We start from the raw sequence: 12891 nt of genomic DNA, 5'->3' as shown, positions 1-12891 counted from the left end.
GTACGGTAGACGATGTGTTGGAGGAAGCCCTTCGTTTCAAAGGTTTTTGGGGCAATAAAGGTGGTATTACAGTCAGCGGCGGAGAAGCTCTTCTGCAGATTGATTTTCTGATTGCCTTATTTACCAAAGCGAAAGAACTGGGCATTCACTGTACGCTGGACACTTGTGCTCTGCCTTTTAGAAATACCCCTCGCTATTTGGAAAAATTTAATAAGCTCATGGCGGTGACGGATTTAGTCTTGCTGGATATCAAAGAAATCAATGATGCTCAGCACAGAATTGTGACCGGCCATAGCAATAAGAGCATTTTGGCCTGTGCTAAGTACCTGTCCGATATTGGAAAACCTGTCTGGATTCGCCATGTTCTTGTGCCAGGTCTGACCGATCGTGATGAAGATTTGATTGAGTTGGGTAAGTTTGTCAAAACGCTGAAAAACGTAGACAAGTTTGAAATTTTGCCTTATCATACTATGGGTGAGTTTAAGTGGAAGGAGCTGGGGATTCCATATTCACTGGAAGGTGTTAAGCCACCAACTGCTGAGCGGGTCAAGAATGCCAAGGAGCTGATGCAGACAGAATCCTACACTGAGTACATGAATCGGGTGCACAGTAACTAATCTATTTTGAGTATTAATAAATGGGCTGCGGGAGTTATAGAATTAAGAAGAACACGTAATCACTATTTTAGTGAAAAATGTCTTGCTTAATTCTTTTTTTATTGTTTGAGAGGAGTGATTTATGATAAAAGGCTTGGAAAAAAATAAATGACAGACAAAAAGAAATCCTATTCAAAACCAATGAACTCCATAAAAATACAGTCGGCAATGATTACAAAGATGGGATAAGCGTTGTAGAGGTGTGGTTGGGAAAAGGAGTTGTTTGTGCAAGGTTAACAAATGGAGAATGGTATCACTACACCCATTCCTATATTTGGTATTAAGAAGTTTGGCGAAAGGAGGTAATCGTGAGAAACTACGAGAAAATAACCGCTTTGTATGAAAGTTTAGGAGATTACCTTTAAGATAGGCTTAAAAGACGGTACAAACACTCTATTTTGTTTCTAAACGCAAAATAGGTACAAAAACTCAAGCTGAGAGAGAAAGAGCCTTAAACCGCTTGCCACCGTTTTGTAGTGGGTTTACTAAAAATATTCCTTTGTGGTATTTGGAAATGTAAAGGCTTGGAAATTAATAGTATAATAAAATTTAAGAGAAATAAAATATCATTGATTTGAGAGGTATTCACATTGATAGAAATAAGAGAAATTGTAGAAAATAAGAAGCAGTTTTTATCGCTTTTATTACTGGCAGACGAACAAGAAGATATGATCGATAGATATATAGCAGATGGCACAATGTATATTTTAGACGATAATGGCGTAAAGGGCGAGTGTGTTGTCCTAAATGTGGGGAATAATACTCTTGAAATCAAAAATATCGCCATTCATCCGGATTATCAAAGAAAAGGATACGGACAGGCTTTCATTGATTTTATTATAGAGAAATACAAAGGGGAATATTCCGTATTGCAAGTGGGAACGGGAGAAAGTCAGACTACCATTCCTTTTTATGAAAAATGCGGCTTTATTCGTTCTCATACCATCAAGAATTTTTTTATAGATAATTATGAACATCCGATTTACGAAGAAGATGTCCAATTAGTAGATATGATTTATCTAAAAATGGATTTATAAGTCCGAGTATTAGGAGTGTGATTAATATGAAAAACCAAGAGAAGATCATTAGCTTATGGTTTGATATGTGGCTCAAACAACAAGATTTAGGAATAGATGATATATTTGCGGAAGATATTGTTTATACTGAAAGTTGGTGTCCTAAATATGAAAATCGAGCCACTGTAAAGCATTGGTTTAATGAATGGAACAGTCGAGGAAAAGTTATTTGTTGGGAAATTAAGCAGTTTTTCCATAGTGAACATCAAACAGTTGTTGAATGGTACTTCAAAAATAAGATGAATGATGGAAGAATAGAAGAATTTGATGGTATATCGTTGATTGAGTGGACAAAAGAGAATAAAATCAAGAAACTAAAAGAATTTGGTTGCAACATCAATCATTATAATCCATATGAAAATAGTGAGAAACCTCAATTTAGAGATGATAGAGCTTCTTGGTTTTAGAACTAACTTCAAAATATTGGCAAGAGCGATTAGAAAATAAAAAATCTAATCGCTTTTTTTATTCCAACGAGGAAAGGAGAATTTATGGAAGAACTAAAAAAGATAGATAAAAAAGGTATTAGCACAAAAAGAAAGATTGGAAAAACCACCTATGAGGTTGTTGTCCACTTCAATGAGAACGCAACTGAAACAATGCAAGATAAACTGACAAGAATTATGCTAAGGGAGTTGCAGAGAAAATCGAACGAAAAAAAGATGATTTTGATTAAAAAGTCCTGGACAAGTAGCAACAGGCCTACCCAGTCTGTTTTTCTTATAAAAATTTCCACTCTCTTTTGGAGAAAATCTGATAAATATGGTAAAATAATTGTAGTCAAATTATTATAAAATGAAGAGGTTTATCATGTCTAAAATTTTAGTTTTCGGTCACCAAAATCCTGACTCAGACGCAATCGGGTCTTCTTATGCCTTTGCTTATTTGGCGCGTGAAGCTTACGGTTTGGATACAGAAGCGGTTGCTCTGGGCGAGCCTAATGAAGAAACAGCCTTTGTTTTGGATTATTTTGATGTGGTTGCACCGCGCGTGATCACATCTGCTAAGGCAGAAGGAGCTGAACAGGTCATCCTGACAGACCACAATGAATTCCAACAGTCTGTTGCAGACATTGCTGATGTTGAAGTCTACGGCGTGGTGGATCACCACCGTGTTGCTAACTTTGAAACAGCTAGCCCGCTTTACATGCGCTTGGAACCAGTGGGTTCTGCTTCCTCTATTGTTTACCGTATGTTCAAGGAACACGGTGTAGCTGTACCTAAGGAAATTGCAGGTCTTCTATTGTCAGGATTGATTTCTGACACCCTCTTGCTCAAGTCACCAACCACTCATCCAAGTGACAAGGTTATTGCACCAGAATTGGCTGAACTAGCTGGTGTTAACTTGGAAGAATATGGTTTGGCTATGCTTAAGGCTGGTACAAACTTGGCGAGTAAGTCTGCAGAAGAATTGATTGACATTGATGCCAAAACTTTTGAGCTGAACGGAAATAATGTCCGTGTGGCGCAAGTCAACACTGTAGATATTGCGGAAGTCTTGGGGCGTCAAGCAGAAATCGAAGCAGCTATTGAAAAGACCAACACTGATAATGGCTACTCTGACTTTGTCTTGATGATTACAGATATCGTCAACTCCAACTCTGAAATCCTAGCTCTCGGTAGCAATATGGATAAGGTTGAAGCAGCCTTTAACTTCGTTCTTGAGAACAATCATGCTTTCTTGGCAGGAGCTGTTTCTCGTAAGAAACAAGTTGTACCGCAGTTGACTGAAAGTTTTAATGCTTAAATAGCTCTCTAGACTATTTAAGTTGGTAGATGGGGAAAACTTATTTTCCTCATATTTCAAAAGGAGTTTCGGCTCCTTTTTTAATAGATTATAGAAATGAAAACTCAAGATCTACAAAATGGAGATTTGCTGTTTACAATCGGGCAATCCGATATGGCAACAGCGATTCGGACAGCGACAGGCTCATACAGTCATGTGGGCATCCTTTTTGATGGGGAAATGTACCATGCGACGGAGGACAAGGGAGTCATCCGGCAGCCTTTGACTCAGTTTTTGAAGGAAGAGGATGTTTACCATGCCTTTTTCTATCCTGATATAGATGTGCTTGCCGTCTTTGAAGAGGCCAAGTCCCATTTGGGAAAGCCTTATAATGCTAGTTTTTATCCTGAGAGCGAGGGATTTTACTGCTCGGAGTATATCGCTCGGATTCTGCCGATTTTTGAGACCATTCCCATGCAATTTGGCGATGGCAAGAAGGATGTTTCTTCATTTTGGCAGGCTTACTATCGTGATTTGGGCTTAGCCGTTCCATTAGGGCAACCCGGTACCAATCCCAGTCAGTTGGCTCAGTCAACCAAGCTCATTTTTAGAGGAGAGCTCCATGATTAAGGTTATCAATCCGACTCGGCTGACACGTCAGCCCTTATTTCAAAAATTAATCAATTATCTGGATCAGCAAGATGATGTGATTTTGAGAGAGATTAAACGCGAATTTGCGGACTTTCCCAATCTAGATCGCTTCATAGAGGAATGCATTAAGGCGGGCTACATTCGGAGGGAAAACAAGCGATATTATCAGCAGGTTCCGCTTCTGGAAAACCTAGAAAATCTGTCTCTGGATCAGGAAGTCTTTATTCGGGACAACAGTCCACTTTATCAGGAATTGCTAGACTTATCCTTTGAAACCCGACTTTCCAATCAGACCAATGCTGCTATTCTGCTGGAAAAGAGCGATTTTCAAAGGGATCAGCTGACCTTGGCCAACTATTTTTATAAACTGAAAAATCAGTATCCTTTGAGTAAGGATCAGGAACAGTTATATGCCATTTTGGGAGATGTGAATCCAGAATATGCCCTGAAATATATGACAAGCTTTCTGCTTAAATATGTCCGTAAGGATGAACTGATGCAGAAGCGACGTGATATCTTTGTAGATAGTCTGGTGATTTTAGGTTATATTCGTCAGAATGAGGGCGGCAAGTATGAGTTGCAGGCAGATTTTGACAAGACTAGCTTGATTTTCAGTAAAGGGTGAGATGGCATCGACGTTCATACTGATTCTTTTTAACAAGATTCTGTAGCATTGTAAAAATAGAATTTTTTAAGAAATATGACTATGTAAAAATCTCAAATTATGGTAAAATAGTACAGATAATATAAGGAGTGTAAAAATGGCAGAACCTAAATATAAGCGTATTTTGATTAAATTATCCGGGGAAGCTTTAGCTGGTGAAAAAGGCGTGGGCATCAACATCGCGATTGTCCAAAAAATGGCTGAAGAGATTAAGGAAGTCCATGAGTTGGGGATTGAAATTGCCTTGGTTATTGGGGGTGGCAATCTCTGGCGGGGTGAACCAGCAGCAGAAGCAGGTATGGATCGGGTCCAAGCTGACTATACAGGGATGCTGGGTACAGTCATGAATGCACTTGTAATGGCGGATTCCCTCCAGCAGGTTGGGGTGGATACCCGCGTGCAGACGGCGATTGCTATGCAGCAGGTTGCTGAACCTTACATCCGCGGACGAGCTCTCCGCCATCTGGAAAAGGGACGGATTGTTATTTTCGGTGCTGGTATTGGTTCACCATACTTCTCAACAGATACGACAGCTGCTCTACGGGCTGCGGAAATTGAGGCAGACGCTATTCTTATGGCTAAAAATGGCGTGGATGGTGTCTACAATGCCGATCCAAACAAAGATAAAACTGCTGTCAAGTTTGATGAACTAACTCACCGTGATGTGATCAACAAGGGCTTGCGTATCATGGATTCGACCGCTTCAACTCTTTCTATGGACAATGATATTGACCTAGTCGTCTTTAACATGAATGAACCTGGTAATATCAAACGAGTGGTCTTTGGCGAGCAGATCGGGACAACTGTCTCAAATAAGTTATAAGAATTAGGAGAAAATAAAATGGCAAATGCAATTGTAGAAAAAGCAAAAGAAAGAATGACCCACTCTCATCAAAGTCTGGCGCGTGAATATGGTAGCATCCGTGCAGGCCGCGCTAATGCCAGCCTTTTGGATCGCATCCATGTAGAATACTACGGAGTAGAAACTCCGCTCAACCAAATCGCTTCTATTACAATTCCAGAAGCGCGTGTGCTCTTAGTAACACCTTTTGACAAGTCTTCTATCAAAGATATTGAACGTGCGATTAATGCTTCTGACTTAGGAATTACACCAGCCAGCGACGGTTCTGTGATTCGTCTGGTTATCCCAGCCCTGACTGAAGAAACCCGTAAGAACTTGGCTAAGGAAGTGAAGAAAGTCGGTGAGAATGCCAAGGTTGCTATCCGTAACATTCGCCGTGATGCTATGGATGAAGCAAAGAAGCAGGAAAAAGCTAAAGAAATTACTGAAGACGAATTGAAAACTTTAGAAAAGGACATCCAAAAAGTCACTGATGATGCAGTTAAGCATATCGATAACATGACAGCAACTAAGGAAAAGGAACTCTTAGAAGTTTAAAAAAATCAGAATCAAAACTCAGTTGGCCTTGGCTGACTGAGTTGTTTTAACATTAAAATCCTTGCAGTTTGAAGAAGCAAGGTAGAAATAGGACTATATGAATACAAATCTTGCTAGCTTCATCGTGGGGATTATCACGGATGAAAATGATCGCTTTTACTTTGTTCAAAAGGATGGTCAGACTTATGCCCTTTCTAAGGAAGAAGGTTCGCATGAGCTAGGTCAGTCTGTCAAGGGCTTTGCCTATAGCGATATGAAGCAAAAACTTCGCCTGACAACTCTTGAGGTCACAGCTACCCGAGAGGATTTTAGTTGGGGAACGGTCACAGAGGTTCGCAAGGATCTAGGTGTCTTTGTCGATACGGGTCTGCCGGATAAGCAAATCGTCGTGTCACTAGACATCTTGCCAGAAATCAAGGAACTCTGGCCTAAAAAGGGAGACCGCCTTTATATCCGTCTCGATGTGGACAAAAAAGACCGCATCTGGGGACAGCTGGCCTATCAGGAGGATTTCCAGCGCTTGGCTCGTCCTGCCTACAATAATATGCAGAACCAAAATTGGCCAGCCATTGTTTACCGGCTCAAGCTTTCTGGCACCTTTGTCTACCTGCCGGAGAATAATATGCTGGGCTTCATCCATCCAAGCGAGCGCTATGCAGAGCCACGTCTGGGACAAGTACTGGATGCTCGGGTGATTGGCTTCCGTGAAGTAGACCGCACCCTTAACCTCTCCCTCAAGCCTCGTTCCTTTGAAATGCTGGAAAACGATGCCCAGATGATTTTGACCTATCTGGAGAGTAACGGCGGCTTTATGACTTTGAACGACAAATCTTCACCAGACGACATCAAGGCCACTTTTGGCATTTCCAAAGGCCAGTTTAAAAAAGCTCTAGGTGGCCTCATGAAAGCTGGAAAAATCAAACAGGACGCGACTGGAACGGAGTTGGTGTGAGGATGAAGAGTTGTTGACTAAGAGCTTGTACTTGAAGGCATATGATTTAGAAAGGATCCTATGAGAAAATCATTTTACAGCTGGCTGATGACAGAGCGCAATCCTAAGAGCAAGGAGCCCAAGGCTATTTTAGCAGATTTAGCTTTTCAGGACACGACATTTCCCAAGCATACGGATGATTTTGATGAAGTCAGTCGTTTTCTGGAGGAGCATGCAAATTTTTCCTTTAACTTGGGCGAGTTTGATGCTATTTGGGAAGAATATCAGGCCCATTGATTGGTTGATGGCTGGGGATAGTCATTTTCTGCTTGCTTTGATATAATAAAGGTAATTCATTCAAAAAATTTAAAATAGAGAGGTTCTTTATTTGCAGGAACATTCAGTAGAATTAAAGCTGGGCCATCCAGATGATTCTTTTCATCTCTTTGGCTCTAATGAACGCTATCTGCGCCTGATGGAGCAGGAATTGAAGGTGACCATCCATGCCCGAACTGAGATTGTGCAGATTTTGGGAACAGAGACCGCCTGTGAGGAGGCCAGACAGGTCATCCAGGCTCTCTTGGTCTTGATCAATCGTGGCATGACGATTGCTACGCCCGATGTGGTGACAGCTATTACCATGGTCAAAAATGGTGAGATTGATAAGTTTGTAGCACTTTATGAAGAAGAGATTATCAAGGATAGCTATGGCAAGCCGATTCGGGTCAAGACACTGGGCCAAAAAATCTATGTGGACAGCGTTAAAAATCATGATATTGTCTTTGGTATCGGTCCAGCCGGAACGGGGAAGACCTTTCTGGCGGTGACCTTGGCGGTGACAGCTCTCAAGCGTGGTCAGGTCAAGCGGATTATTCTGACACGACCAGCAGTTGAAGCTGGTGAGAGTCTGGGCTTTCTTCCTGGTGACCTTAAGGAGAAGGTGGATCCTTATCTGCGACCAGTCTATGATGCCTTGTATCAGATTTTAGGTAAGGATCAGACAACGCGCCTTATGGAGCGAGAAATCATTGAGATTGCTCCCCTAGCCTATATGCGGGGGCGGACGCTGGATGATGCCTTTGTGATTCTGGACGAAGCTCAGAACACCACCATCATGCAGATGAAGATGTTTTTGACACGTCTCGGCTTCCAGTCCAAAATGATTGTCAATGGAGACATCAGTCAGATTGACCTGCCTCGCAATGTCAAATCTGGACTCATTGACGCTCAGGAGAAGTTGAAAAACATTTCCCAGATTGATTTTGTGCATTTATCAGCCAAGGATGTGGTCCGCCATCCGGTGGTGGCGGAGATTATCCGAGCTTATGAACCTGTGCCAGTTAAACCAAGAGCAGATGAGGCGGCAGAAGAAGAAACAGAATAGCATAAGAAAAGAGCAGAAGGGTGAAATCTGCTCTTTCTTAATTTTTATACAAGTTGGTCAATAGAGGTATAGCCCAATCCCAAACCTTCTGCAACGGGCTGGCTAGTGATGTGACCTTGGTAGGTCGTCACACCTTGGCGCAGGCCTTCATCTTCAGCAATGGCTTGTTTGAAGCCTTTGCCTGCCAGCGCCTCGATATAAGGTAGGGTGACATTGGTCAGGGCAATAGTGGAAGTACGGGCTACCGCACCAGGGATATTGGCCACCGCATAATGGAGGACACCGTGTTTTTCGTAGACTGGTTCATCATGAGTAGTCACTCGGTCAGCTGTTTCGATGACCCCACCCTGGTCAACTGCTACGTCCACAATAACAGAACCTGGGCGCATTTGTTTGACCATATCGTCGGTTACTAGTTTAGGTGCTTTTGCCCCAGGGATGAGAACAGCTCCAATAACGACATCCGCATCTCGAACGCTTTCTTCAATATTAAATGGATTGGACATGAGCGTTTGGATTTGGTGACCAAAGACATCTTCTAGCACAGATAGGCGATTGGCGCTAATATCCAAGATAGTAACATGAGCTCCAAGTCCTAGAGCGATACGGGCGGCATGAGTCCCCACGACCCCGCCTCCGATGATGGTAACTTTACCTTTTGGCACCCCTGGCACCCCTCCCAAGAGGACACCAGATCCGCCCGCCTGCTTGGTCAGGAAATGAGCTCCGATTTGAACAGCCATACGACCAGCAACTTCACTCATCGGCACCAAAAGGGGGAGGTGACCTTGATTATCGCGTACAGTTTCGTAGGCTACACCTGTTGTTTTGGCAGCTACCATGGCATCAGCCAATTCGGGAGCAGCAGCCATGTGCAGGTAAGTGAAGAGTAGAAGGTCATCACGCAAAAACTGGTATTCAGTTTCCAGTGGTTCTTTAACCTTAACAACCAGCTCAGCAGCCCAAGCTTCTGCAGCAGTAGGGACGATTTCTGCTCCCTGCTTTTGGTAGTCAGCATCTGTGAAGCCGGAGCCTAATCCAGCATTAGTCTCGATGAGTACGCGATGGCCGAGGCCAACCAAGCTGTGAACACCAGCTGGGGTCAGGGCAACGCGATTTTCGTTGTTTTTAAGTTCTTTAGGAATTCCAATTAACATAAAGGTTTACTCCTTTTTCTAAATCCAGTCCCTCAATAATAGGAAATTACGGAGAGAGCCGAGTCGAATATTGTGATGATTTTATTTTATATAAAACCGTTTCAAAAAGCAAGAAAAAATTGGGAAGAATTGTTTTTATCTGGGAATTGTGCTATTCTGGTAAGAAAAATGGGGAGGATTTGATGGAAAATATCTATGTCAAGCTGACCCATCATTCTAGACTAGAAACTGAGCGGCTGATTCTGCGCCCAGTAACCTTGGATGATGCTCCAGCCATGTTTGAATATGCTTCGGATGAGGAAAACACTCGCTATACTTTTGAGACGAATAAAAGTCTTGAAGAAACACGCAATAATATTGCCTTGTTTTATTTGGCTAATCCTTTGGGGCGCTGGGGTATCGAGTTGAAGGAAACTGGCGACTTTATCGGGACGATTGACCTGCATAAGATTCGGTTGGACTTGAAAACGGCAGCTATCGGCTATGTGATCAATAAAAAATACTGGAATCAGGGCTATACGACGGAAGCCAATCAGGCGGTGATTAAGTTAGCCTTTGAGGAGATTGGGATGAACAAGTTGGTAGCTCTTCATGATATCTATAATCCTGCCTCTGGTCGGGTCATGCAAAAGTCGGGGATGATCTTTTCCCACGAAGAGCCTTACGCGGCTTGGGACAAGCATGAGGAAGGGCGCATTGTGACACGAGTGCATTACTATCTAACTAGGGAAGAATATTTTGCAAAAAAATGAGAAAGGATATTGACAAGTGTTTATCTACATGATATAGTAGATAAGTACTGCTGATTTAGCTCAGTTGGCAGAGCGCATCCATGGTAAGGATGAGGTCGCCGGTTCGATCCCGGCAATTAGCATAAATCCACAAAGAAAACCCTTGATTTACAAGGGTTTTTGTTGTCTGCCCCAAATATTGCCTAATTTATTCCAAATCATAATGCAAAAAAGATAAAACTCAGTTTCTTGCTTGGTTAAATTAGGGCAATACAAGGGAATTAAGGTTGCAATTAGCACTTGATAGAAAAGGTTGGGAAAAATTCTCAGCTTTTTTATTTCAAGTGCGGATACAGCCTGTCGGCTTAAAAGGAGGAATTTTCAAAAATGTATCCTAGGGCCCCTCATCCTTGTCTGAATATGATATAATGAGAATAATACTAGCAAGGTAGGTGGGACATGTATATCGAAATGGTGGATGAGACTGGTCAGGTTTCTCAAGAAATCATCAAGCAGACTCAGGAAATCTTGGAGTTTGCGGCTCAGAAAACGGGCAAAGAAAATAAGGAAATGGCTGTAACCTTTGTAACAAATGAGCGCAGCCATGAGCTCAACTTAGAATACCGAGACACCGACCGACCGACGGATGTCATCAGTCTGGAATACAAGCCAGAGCTGGATATTGCTTTTGACGAGGAAGATTTGGCGGACAATCCTGAGCTGGCTGAGATGCTGGAGGATTTTGATGCTTATATCGGCGAGCTCTTCATTTCGGTGGACAAGGCGCGGGAGCAGGCGGAAGAATACGGTCACAGTTTTGAGCGAGAGATGGGTTTTTTGGCGGTGCATGGTTTTCTGCATATCAATGGCTATGATCATTATACGCCAGAAGAAGAAGCAGAAATGTTTGGCTTACAGGAAGAAATTTTAACGGCTTATGGACTTACAAGACAATAAAAAAAACAAGCGCAAATGGAAGAACCGAGATGTCATTTCGAGTTTGGAGTTTGCCCTGACGGGGATTTTCACGGCCTTTAAGGAAGAAAAGAATATGAAGAGTCATGTTCTTTCGGCTGTTGCTGCTATCATTGCAGGCTTGATTTTTCGTATTTCTGCGGCGGAGTGGCTTTTTTTGCTGCTGAGCATTTTTCTAGTCATCGCCTTTGAAATTATGAATTCTGCCGTTGAAAATGTAGTGGATCTAGCTAGTGACTATCACTTTTCTATGCGGGCCAAGAATGCTAAGGATATGGCGGCGGGAGCTGTTCTGGTCGTGTCAGGCTTTGCAGTTGTGACAGGGCTGATTATTTTTGTTCCCAAAATTTGGGATTGGATTTTTTAAGAATTTGAAAATCGGCGGTTATCCCCGATTTTCTGCTGTTTTAATGGAAATAATAGAGGTAAAATAATGACTTTTAAATCAGGCTTTGTAGCCATTTTAGGACGCCCTAATGTTGGGAAATCAACCTTTTTGAATCATGTCATGGGGCAAAAGATTGCCATCATGAGTGACAAGGCCCAGACTACACGCAATAAGATTATGGGTATTTACACGACGGATAAGGAGCAGATTGTCTTTATCGACACGCCGGGAATCCACAAGCCTAAGACGGCTCTAGGTGATTTCATGGTCGAAGCGGCTTATAGTACGTTGCGTGAGGTGGACACTGTTCTCTTTATGGTACCGGCTGATGAGGCGCGTGGTAAGGGCGATGACATGATTATCGAGCGCTTGAAAGTGGCTAAGGTACCAGTTATTTTGGTGGTCAATAAGATTGACAAAGTCCATCCAGATCAGCTCTTGGCGCAAATTGATGATTTCCGTCAGCAGATGGACTTTAAAGAAATCGTGCCGATTTCAGCCTTGCAGGGCAATAATGTTTCCCGTCTGGTTGACATCCTCAGTGAGAATCTGGAGGAAGGCTTCCAGTATTTCCCAGAAGATCAGATTACCGACCATCCGGAGCGTTTTCTGGTGTCTGAGATGATTCGGGAGAAAATTCTCAAGCTGACGGAACAGGAAGTTCCTCACTCAGTGGCGGTGGTTATTGAGAGTATGAAGCGGGACGAGGAGACGGACAAAGTCCATATCCGAGCGACCATCATGGTGGAGCGCGACAGCCAAAAAGGCATTATCATTGGTAAACAGGGAGCTATGCTCAAGAAGATTGGGAAAATGGCCCGTCGAGATATTGAAATCATGCTGGGTGATAAAGTCTATCTCGAAACCTGGGTCAAGGTCAAGAAAAATTGGCGGGACAAGAAGCTGGACTTGGCGGACTTCGGCTATAATGAGAAGGAATACTAAAAAACTCTTTTAAAAGAGTTTTTTAATGTAAACCAAAAATAGAGAGAAGGCAATCACAATGTCAGAGCAGTTAATTCAAAATAGTATTTATTCGACACCAGTAATATTTGATAAATATGAATGTTATAGTATTGGTGCAACAACCGTTAATAATTTGATGAAATCAAATATTATTAAGAATGTAAAACTAGAGAGAAGTATTGGGAATA

General features: G+C 42.4%; 17 protein-coding genes and 1 tRNA gene. 17 read left to right on the top strand and 1 reads right to left on the bottom strand.

All coding sequences use genetic code 11. The features are described 5' to 3' along the window. The 12 genes from STRDD04_RS04645 to STRDD04_RS04590 all read left to right on the top strand — a co-directional run. Positions 1 to 617 (top strand): radical SAM protein (locus tag STRDD04_RS04645; RefSeq protein ID WP_062199758.1); only part of this gene is annotated, 617 nt, incomplete at its 5' end. A gap of 632 nt (positions 618 to 1249) precedes the next feature. After that, entirely contained in the window at positions 1250 to 1693 is a 444-nt protein-coding gene (locus STRDD04_RS04640; protein ID WP_197460081.1) for a GNAT family N-acetyltransferase, read from the top strand. A 26-nt stretch (positions 1694 to 1719) separates the two neighbouring features. Then, a complete protein-coding gene (locus STRDD04_RS04635) occupies positions 1720 to 2139 on the top strand; it encodes a nuclear transport factor 2 family protein (protein ID WP_062199754.1) in 420 nt (139 codons plus the stop codon). A gap of 84 nt (positions 2140 to 2223) precedes the next feature. Further along, positions 2224 to 2526, top strand: coding sequence for a transposon-encoded TnpW family protein (locus tag STRDD04_RS10555; RefSeq protein WP_082757342.1), 303 nt, complete (start codon positions 2224 to 2226; stop codon positions 2524 to 2526). Between the two features lie 16 nt (positions 2527 to 2542). Then, positions 2543 to 3478, top strand: coding sequence for a manganese-dependent inorganic pyrophosphatase (locus STRDD04_RS04625; RefSeq protein WP_062199752.1), 936 nt, complete (start codon positions 2543 to 2545; stop codon positions 3476 to 3478). A gap of 96 nt (positions 3479 to 3574) precedes the next feature. Then, positions 3575 to 4087: a YiiX/YebB-like N1pC/P60 family cysteine hydrolase gene (locus STRDD04_RS04620; protein WP_062199750.1), complete on the top strand. Its 513-nt coding sequence runs from the start codon at positions 3575 to 3577 to the stop codon at positions 4085 to 4087. Further along, positions 4080 to 4733, top strand: coding sequence for a DUF1803 domain-containing protein (locus STRDD04_RS04615; RefSeq protein WP_062199747.1), 654 nt, complete (start codon positions 4080 to 4082; stop codon positions 4731 to 4733). Before STRDD04_RS04620 ends, STRDD04_RS04615 begins: the two co-directional genes overlap by 8 nt. A gap of 136 nt (positions 4734 to 4869) precedes the next feature. Next, positions 4870 to 5595, top strand: coding sequence for a UMP kinase (gene pyrH / locus STRDD04_RS04610; RefSeq protein WP_037618371.1), 726 nt, complete (start codon positions 4870 to 4872; stop codon positions 5593 to 5595). 18 nt (positions 5596 to 5613) lie between these two features. Continuing rightward, positions 5614 to 6171 (top strand): ribosome recycling factor, encoded by a 558-nt coding sequence (frr, locus tag STRDD04_RS04605; RefSeq protein WP_062199745.1) that lies wholly within the window; start codon positions 5614 to 5616, stop codon positions 6169 to 6171. Positions 6172 to 6268: 97 nt separating this feature from the next. Beyond that, positions 6269 to 7123, top strand: coding sequence for an RNA-binding virulence regulatory protein CvfB (gene cvfB, locus STRDD04_RS04600; protein ID WP_062199743.1), 855 nt, complete (start codon positions 6269 to 6271; stop codon positions 7121 to 7123). A 60-nt stretch (positions 7124 to 7183) separates the two neighbouring features. After that, a complete protein-coding gene (locus STRDD04_RS04595; RefSeq protein WP_037618377.1) occupies positions 7184 to 7399 on the top strand; it encodes a YozE family protein in 216 nt (71 codons plus the stop codon). Positions 7400 to 7490: 91 nt separating this feature from the next. After that, positions 7491 to 8486 carry a PhoH family protein gene (locus STRDD04_RS04590; protein WP_062199741.1) on the top strand — a complete coding sequence of 332 codons (996 nt, stop codon included), beginning with the start codon at positions 7491 to 7493 and terminating at the stop codon, positions 8484 to 8486. A 44-nt stretch (positions 8487 to 8530) separates the two neighbouring features. Here the strand turns inward: STRDD04_RS04590 and ald are convergent, their stop codons facing one another. Next, entirely contained in the window at positions 8531 to 9643 is a 1113-nt protein-coding gene (gene ald, locus STRDD04_RS04585; RefSeq protein ID WP_062199739.1) for an alanine dehydrogenase, read from the bottom strand. Positions 9644 to 9825: 182 nt separating this feature from the next. On the opposite strand from ald, the gene STRDD04_RS04580 reads away from it, so the two are divergent. The 5 genes from STRDD04_RS04580 (at position 9826) to era (ending at position 12682) form a co-directional block, all read left to right on the top strand. After that, a complete protein-coding gene (locus tag STRDD04_RS04580; RefSeq protein ID WP_062199737.1) occupies positions 9826 to 10395 on the top strand; it encodes a GNAT family N-acetyltransferase in 570 nt (189 codons plus the stop codon). Between the two features lie 49 nt (positions 10396 to 10444). Then, positions 10445 to 10517: transfer RNA gene (locus tag STRDD04_RS04575), tRNA-Thr, on the top strand. A gap of 316 nt (positions 10518 to 10833) precedes the next feature. Beyond that, positions 10834 to 11331, top strand: coding sequence for an rRNA maturation RNase YbeY (ybeY, locus tag STRDD04_RS04570; protein WP_015605451.1), 498 nt, complete (start codon positions 10834 to 10836; stop codon positions 11329 to 11331). Continuing rightward, positions 11312 to 11716, top strand: coding sequence for a diacylglycerol kinase family protein (locus STRDD04_RS11430; protein WP_062199735.1), 405 nt, complete (start codon positions 11312 to 11314; stop codon positions 11714 to 11716). Before ybeY ends, STRDD04_RS11430 begins: the two co-directional genes overlap by 20 nt. A gap of 66 nt (positions 11717 to 11782) precedes the next feature. Continuing rightward, positions 11783 to 12682 (top strand): GTPase Era, encoded by a 900-nt coding sequence (gene era, locus STRDD04_RS04560; protein WP_062199733.1) that lies wholly within the window; start codon positions 11783 to 11785, stop codon positions 12680 to 12682. Positions 12683 to 12891: the final 209 nt, after the last annotated feature.

The organism is Streptococcus sp. DD04 (assembly GCF_001578725.1).
GTDB classification, from domain to species: domain Bacteria; phylum Bacillota; class Bacilli; order Lactobacillales; family Streptococcaceae; genus Streptococcus; species Streptococcus sinensis.
The sequence above is the reverse complement of the archived record's forward strand: the minus strand, read 5'-3'. Positions and strand labels throughout refer to the sequence as shown.

Excerpts from the sequence above, each read along its gene's own strand:
- STRDD04_RS04635 (WP_062199754.1), top strand. The coding sequence starts at position 1,720 with ATGAAAAACCAAGAGAAGATCATTAGCTTATGGTTTGATATGTGGCTC.
- STRDD04_RS10555 (WP_082757342.1), top strand. The coding sequence starts at position 2,224 with ATGGAAGAACTAAAAAAGATAGATAAAAAAGGTATTAGCACAAAAAGA.
- STRDD04_RS04625 (WP_062199752.1), top strand. The coding sequence starts at position 2,543 with ATGTCTAAAATTTTAGTTTTCGGTCACCAAAATCCTGACTCAGACGCA.
- STRDD04_RS04620 (WP_062199750.1), top strand. The coding sequence starts at position 3,575 with ATGAAAACTCAAGATCTACAAAATGGAGATTTGCTGTTTACAATCGGG.
- STRDD04_RS04615 (WP_062199747.1), top strand. The coding sequence starts at position 4,080 with ATGATTAAGGTTATCAATCCGACTCGGCTGACACGTCAGCCCTTATTT.
- pyrH (WP_037618371.1), top strand. The coding sequence starts at position 4,870 with ATGGCAGAACCTAAATATAAGCGTATTTTGATTAAATTATCCGGGGAA.
- frr (WP_062199745.1), top strand. The coding sequence starts at position 5,614 with ATGGCAAATGCAATTGTAGAAAAAGCAAAAGAAAGAATGACCCACTCT.
- cvfB (WP_062199743.1), top strand. The coding sequence starts at position 6,269 with ATGAATACAAATCTTGCTAGCTTCATCGTGGGGATTATCACGGATGAA.
- STRDD04_RS04595 (WP_037618377.1), top strand. The coding sequence starts at position 7,184 with ATGAGAAAATCATTTTACAGCTGGCTGATGACAGAGCGCAATCCTAAG.
- ald (WP_062199739.1), bottom strand. The coding sequence starts at position 9,643 with ATGTTAATTGGAATTCCTAAAGAACTTAAAAACAACGAAAATCGCGTT.
- STRDD04_RS04580 (WP_062199737.1), top strand. The coding sequence starts at position 9,826 with ATGGAAAATATCTATGTCAAGCTGACCCATCATTCTAGACTAGAAACT.
- ybeY (WP_015605451.1), top strand. The coding sequence starts at position 10,834 with ATGTATATCGAAATGGTGGATGAGACTGGTCAGGTTTCTCAAGAAATC.
- STRDD04_RS11430 (WP_062199735.1), top strand. The coding sequence starts at position 11,312 with ATGGACTTACAAGACAATAAAAAAAACAAGCGCAAATGGAAGAACCGA.
- era (WP_062199733.1), top strand. The coding sequence starts at position 11,783 with ATGACTTTTAAATCAGGCTTTGTAGCCATTTTAGGACGCCCTAATGTT.